This is a genomic window from Bacillus sp. JJ1474, assembly GCF_036965225.1.
Lineage (GTDB): Bacteria > Bacillota > Bacilli > Bacillales > Cytobacillaceae > Cytobacillus.
Genome location: NZ_JBALPC010000045.1, coordinates 54,745 through 59,813 on the forward strand (window position 1 = coordinate 54,745; position 5,069 = coordinate 59,813).

The 5,069-nt window shown below is 36.5% G+C and carries 4 protein-coding genes; 1 reads left to right on the plus strand and 3 read right to left on the minus strand.

Annotated elements, in window-relative coordinates; all coding sequences use genetic code 11:
- Nucleotides 1-103: 103 nt before the first annotated feature.
- From V7164_RS07195 to V7164_RS07205, 3 genes are all read right to left on the minus strand, one after another.
- Nucleotides 104-1,876 (minus strand): SH3 domain-containing protein, encoded by a 1,773-nt coding sequence (locus tag V7164_RS07195; RefSeq protein ID WP_335345536.1) that lies wholly within the window; start codon nt 1,874-1,876, stop codon nt 104-106.
- A gap of 437 nt (nt 1,877-2,313) precedes the next feature.
- Nucleotides 2,314-3,003 carry a DUF2642 domain-containing protein gene (locus V7164_RS07200; RefSeq protein ID WP_335345535.1) on the minus strand — a complete coding sequence of 230 codons (690 nt, stop codon included), beginning with the start codon at nt 3,001-3,003 and terminating at the stop codon, nt 2,314-2,316.
- Nucleotides 3,004-3,046: 43 nt separating this feature from the next.
- Nucleotides 3,047-4,402 carry an arsenic transporter gene (locus V7164_RS07205; RefSeq protein WP_335345534.1) on the minus strand — a complete coding sequence of 452 codons (1,356 nt, stop codon included), beginning with the start codon at nt 4,400-4,402 and terminating at the stop codon, nt 3,047-3,049.
- Between the two features lie 270 nt (nt 4,403-4,672).
- On the opposite strand from V7164_RS07205, the gene V7164_RS07210 reads away from it, so the two are divergent.
- Nucleotides 4,673-4,849, plus strand: coding sequence for a hypothetical protein (locus V7164_RS07210; protein WP_335345533.1), 177 nt, complete (start codon nt 4,673-4,675; stop codon nt 4,847-4,849).
- Nucleotides 4,850-5,069 lie beyond the last annotated feature (220 nt).

Below are 5,069 nucleotides of genomic sequence, written 5' to 3' on the forward strand. Positions count from 1 at the left end.
TCGGGGGTAGGCGCTGAAGCTAGACAATAAAAAAGGCCAGACAGTGTTCATACTTAAGTATGAATGTGTCTGACTTTTTTTATTTAGCCTTTAAGAATTAAATCTAGTTCTCCTTAAAATACCTAGCTAGCCCCTGGTAAATGCCAGTCGTCACCGTGTCTTGAAATTGGCTGGAAGATACGAGTATTTCTTCCGTAGGATTGCTGAGGTAACCTAGTTCTAGCAGAATTGCATTGCGCTTATTTTCTCTTAACACATAATAATCTCCGGAACGATAGCCGCGGTCCTTTAGATTTGTCTTAGAAGTAATAGAGGAGTGAACATTGGCAGCTAAATTCTTTTGATAGGAATGATAATAATAGGTGGTCATTCCATGAACACTTCGGTCTAACATACTATCATAGTGAATACTGATAAAGGCATCGGCGTTATGATAATGTGATGTATACACCCGTGATGATAGAGGGATATATGTATCATTATTACGAGTTAATATGACGTTAGCCCCTGTAGATTTCAATTTTTCATATAAGCTTTGAGCTGTCTGCAATGTTAATAATTTTTCAAGCGTCCCTCTTGCCCCTGTTGTCCCATTGTCTCTTCCGCCATGACCGGGGTCAATAACAATTTTTTTATTCTTCAAGTGTAATTCTGATCCGGGTTTTTCTACCATAGGTGCTGAACCATTTACTGAAACAATCCAACCGGCAATATAGCCGCTTCCCCCATTGGTGAGACGGATTTCATACCAATCATTTTGGATACTAATAATATCAAATATATCTCCCTGGTTGGCCCTATGTACGACTTCAGAATGAGCATTTGCATTTTTTCTAATGTTAGATCCATTATGAATAATGGTAAGAGAGCTATCCTTCACTTTTTGCTCACTTACAGCTGGTTGGGCAGTTTCAGATTTGTCCAAATACCAGCTAGCCACCCAGCCGAATAATCCCTTTTCATACTCGATTTTTGCCCAGTTATTGGCTTCCTCGATAATTTGATAGCTTTCGTTTTGTTGTACCGAGCCAATTGCTTTTCCACTTAGAGAAGCAGTATCTCTGACAGTTAACGATGTTGCTGTTACCTTGGCTTTTTTACCTGCGCTTGTCGATTTACTTTGTTGTTTTTCGGGAGCGGGGCTATTGGAAACAGCTTTGTCTATTTGAATATATTGGCTGCTTATCCATGCTTTCGTCCCAGAAAAAGAGATTTCAGTCCATTCACTTGTCTGAGATAATATCTTTACATTATCTCCTAAACTTAGTTTTCCAATAATAGAACTATTTAGAGAAGGTGAGTTTCTGACATTTAAGGAATTCGCAGTAATACTGCCATTCCATTTTCCTTCTACACTAGTAGTTTTGCTACTAGTTTGGATTTGGATAAAGTCACTAGAGACCCAGCCATTGCCAAAAGAAGTTTGAAGATTCACCCAATTTCCATCCATACTGTGAACCGTGTATGCTTCTCCTTTATTAACTGTTCCAATCACTGGAAAGCTTGTCCCTGGACCTTTTCTAATTCGAAGGCCATCTGTTGAAATGATGGCAGTCTTGTTCTTCTCTAATTTTTCTGAGGAACTGCCCGAGATAGTCGCGCTTTCCTTCGTCACGAGCCAATTGGCTACCCAGCCACGAACACCGTTACCAAGCTGAACTTCAATCCATTCATTCTTTTCGGAAAGGGAAGGGTATTTTTCTCCTTTTTTTGCCTTCGCAACGATCGGATAGCTCAAACCGGGACCTTTGCGAATATTTAAGCTATCTGTTCCCACTGTGACAGTTTGGCCCACTGCTTTTGCCGCTGACGGAGGAGTGGCTAATCCTATGAAGAGAACAGTGCAAAAAAATAAGAGAATTTGTTTCTTGAGCATTTGCTCCCTCCTTTTTGATAGATTCACATCTTTAAGAAAAACAAATTTTGTTTTTTTAGTCAAGCCTTTCCTTTTACTAAATGATATTACTTCTCTTTAGATCGCTTAAATCCTTCCAAATGAGATGAAAAGTTTCAAAATATGCGTCTGATTGCTCTATTGTCAAAATATCATAAATTTTATTGCTTATTGGCGACTTTTTCATCAAAGAAAAAAGCTATCTCAAATGAAATAGCTTTTTTTCTTAATATTTAATGTTTTTCGTGTAAATTACCTAGTTCATTTCCGGTTTCTAAAACATATCTTAAAAGTGACTGTAACTTATCTTTGTGGTTTTATTTATATAACTTACAAAGGAATTTTTTGAGGCGCTGCTTTTGCCTCTTTTTTTTGTAGTTTTACATAAAAGCTGCTTAGGGACTTCATGCATCCCGCTATTATGGTATTTGAATTGATTTTATATGGGAAAGCCTCAAACATATATTCTCCCCCTTTGCGAGTATTATTTCTGCGAGGTTATTTTCAATCTTTTTTAACAGTCCCACTTTTTTAGGATCTTTTCCCCCATCAAAGATGACAAGTTTTCCTGCTTCTTTTTTTAACTGATCTTCCAAATTAGGAAGTAAAGGAAAATTCGTTGGACTTACTCGCAAGTGTACGTGACTTTTGCCTAAAGATAGGTTCATGTTGTTTAAAGTATAAGGTGAAGAGTTTTCATTAAAAGGGACAAGCCATTTTATATGGTCTATTGAAATAAATATCAACTTATAAATGGGTGAATAAAAAGCCACATAGTCATTATAGACATTTGTTATATATCCATAGTAAGATAAATCTTTTCCTACATAAATTTCTGTAAACACTGCCTTTGATTTATTTAATACTTCTTTAACATTAAGAAGATCCATTTTTGCAAACGCAGAAGATTCACTAGGCGAATCTACATAATCATCTTTATTGCTGTTAAGCTGGAAATGATGTACGTGTAACAAAGGGATATATAAATACCGTTGACCATTAAAGATGACAACAATATCTTTTCCTGCGTCAAGTAAAATCCCATTAATTGTTTCTTTCCCAAGCTGTAAATTTACTTGTTTACCTTGTAAAGTGATTAAATCAGTCAAACTCTTTTCCTCCTTAATATTTTTCCATATTTCATCATTAAATTTAGGCAAATACCATTTGTACCCAATAGTACAATAAGAATAAGGTGAAAATTGTAGATATTGGGATAACAACTAATGACACACTTAAATAATCCTTCCATTTCACTTTCACTTTATGCTGTCTGAGAATATACAACCAGATCAGAGACGCAAGCGTACCAATTGGAAGCAATAAGGAACCTATATCGCTGCCGATGATATTTGCAAGATAAATCGTCTTTAAAGTAATTGGATCGAGCCCCATTTCTGTTAAAGTTATCGTCCCAACCATCAAGGCTGGATGATTGTTAAAGATATTAGAGAGAATTGAAACGAGTCCGCCCATCGTAAAGCTTGCATAGAGCAGCCCTTGGTTGACAATAGGTTCACATAATTTCACGAGGAATGCCGTCAGTCCTACATTGTGAAGTCCGTAAATAATGACGTACATGGAAAAAGCGAAAATCAGAATGTGCCAAGGAGTCTTTATCAAAATATCAATGGGGTTTGTTCGCAGGTGATACCATCGCCATACTAGCAAAGCAACGGATCCGAGCACAGCAACTAGAGAAATTGGAATGGAGAGAAAAGAGGCTACAAATAATAAACAGCGCATGATAAAAACAAACAGCAATACTTTCAACATAAACTTTGTACGTTTTCTCTTTGTCTCGACAGAAAGTTTTCCTTTTAAAGGATGAAAATTTTTGGTGAAAAAACTCTCCTCGATCTCATAAGTGGAATTTGGCAATTTTCTTGGCAATTTTTTCTTCACTACGACAAACATTAACCAGGACATAAACAGTAAACCTAATGTTGCTGGGACAAACATCATGGCAGTATGCATATATAACGTCATATCTACAATTTCCAATGCAATGAGATTAACGATATTGCTGACGCCAATGGGAGCACTTGAAGCGGTAGCTGTAAGAGCGCCACTTAATAGGTACGGGATTTGCTGATGGGGTTTTAACTGCAGGTTTTTCAGTAATAGAATTAAAATCGGTGTTGTAATTAAGATGCTTCCATCATTATTAAATAAAAGTGTCATCAAGAAGCATAGAAGCTGAACATACCAATATAGACGGTAGCCTGATCCTTTTGCCATACTAGCAAGCCGGGCAGCTGCCCAGTGGAAGAAACCGAAGCTTTCTAATATGACTGCCATGACAATTGTCGCCATAATCGTAATAGAGGCTCCGCCAATTTTGCTGATAATATCCTCAATATTTGCTCGAGATACGATTCCTGTTATTAAAATGATCCCTGCACCAACAGCAGCTGGATAAGCTTCATTGAGCCCCTTTGGCCTCCAAAAAATGACCAGCATGGTCGTGACAAATACAAATATGGTAATTCCTAATTCAAATGACATTTTCTCACTCCATTTCTTTTTTTTCAGAGCAGAGTCATATGACACTGCATGTCCGTTTGCTTATATTTATATTCGCCTGAAAAAAGAAGGGACTAGATTATTGACCAAATTTGTCTAAATGTATGTTTGTCTAATAGAGACAATTGCATGATTAGATGAGTGTCTATTAAATTAAAGTCTTAGTTTTACTAGTTGTTCATCCAGAAAATGCATTTTCTATTCTAAAAGTGGGAAGAATAGGAGATAACTACGTAACGAAGGGTGAAAAAAATGAGATTTGGTGAAAAGGGAACATCTGCCCACTTAGGAGAAAACCAGATATTTGGAGTAGATTTTCATGACTTTATTCAAAAAGAACAAGGCTCAAACATGGTGGAATTAGCTTCAGAGTTTGGTTTATCTGTAAGAGATGTTCGTAAATTAAAAAAACATTTAGAAAGATCTTAAATAACGCTATTGACAATCCGATTGTTGATACGTATGATAATATAAATATTAGGATGAAATATTAACCGTTGATGAAGAATAGTAGTTAAGCTCCACATGAAAAGAGAAGAAATGTCATAGGCTGAAAACATTTCTGCATGATGATTTAATGAAAGAACACTTCGTAGGTTTCTCTCTGAAAGAGGCATTCACTTTAGTAGGAGCTGAACGTTCACAGGCG